This is a genomic window from Alcanivorax sp. HI0044 (assembly GCF_001634945.1).
This window is the reverse complement of sequence record NZ_LWEZ01000538.1, coordinates 1-1,051: the sequence shown is the minus strand read 5'-3', so window position 1 is coordinate 1,051 and position 1,051 is coordinate 1. Positions and strand designations below refer to the sequence as shown.

The 1,051-nt window shown below is 60.6% G+C and carries 2 protein-coding genes; both read right to left on the bottom strand.

Translation table 11 applies throughout. The features are described from left to right. Positions 1–211: 211 nt before the first annotated feature. Entirely contained in the window at positions 212–661 is a 450-nt protein-coding gene (locus A3730_RS06435) for a SufE family protein (protein WP_063519602.1), read from the bottom strand. Between the two features lie 108 nt (positions 662–769). Next, positions 770–1,051, bottom strand: a 282-nt coding sequence (locus A3730_RS06430; protein ID WP_156500981.1) for an iron-sulfur cluster assembly protein, incomplete at its 5' end; no start/stop codon positions are given.

Below are 1,051 nucleotides of genomic sequence, written 5' to 3'. Positions count from 1 at the left end.
GCGAACCAGGACGTGGGTTAGGTTTTTGTAGGAGCGGTGGTTCCGCCGCGAAAAGTCAGGACAGGCGCTGGGTCCCCTTCGTAACCGCACGATCTACAGGTGGCGGCTTGATTTTGTAGGAGTGCCTCTTGAGGCGCGAACCGCACCCGGAAGGCTCTGGCAAGCAGGTTCGCGGCTCGAGCGCCGCTCCTACGGAGAAAGGGGTCGCAGTTCAGGCGGCCAGCTGGGCGGCCTGTTGTTTGATCTTGGCGACCATGGCGCGCAGGCCGTTGCCACGGGTGGGGCTCAGGTGGCCGAGCAGGTCGATACGGTCGAAGAAGCCGTCCATGTCGTAGTCATGAATGCCCTGGGGGGATTGCTGATTGAGCGCCGACAGCACGATGGCCGCCAGCCCTTTCACGATCAGCGCATCGGAATCCACTGCCAGATACAGGGTGTCGGCATCCCTGTCGTAATCGGTTTCCAACCACACCTGGCTCTGGCAGCCGCGCACAAAACGGTCTTCGGTTTTCAGCTCATCGGGCAAGCCGGGCAGCTGCTTGCCCAGGTCGATGATATAGCGATACCGCTCTTCCCAGTCATCCAGAAATTCCAGATCCTCGGCAATGTCCTCGGCGGTCACGTCCTTGCCAAGTTTGATGCTGCGAATATCGAAAGGCACGTCGTTGAGCTCCGTGGTCGGACGTCTGAAGTCGGACGTCGGACGCTAAAAAAATACCGGCAACTGAGGTTCAGCATCAGACGTCCGACTTCTGACGTCTGACCCTCGTCAGAACATCCCCAGTTCGAGCTGGGCTTCTTCGCTGATCATCTCGCGGCTCCAGGGCGGGTCGAACACCAGGGCCACTTCCACCTTGTCCACGTTGGGGACTTTGCCGAGCCGGTCTTCCACGTCGCCCACCAGCACCGGGCCCATGCCGCAGTTGGGGGCGGTCAGGGTCATGCGTACCTGCACCACGTTTTGCCCGTCTCGCTGGATGACATCGCAGCCGTAGACCAGACCCAGCGCCATGATGCTCACCGGAATTTCCGGGTCGAAAATGGTTTCCAG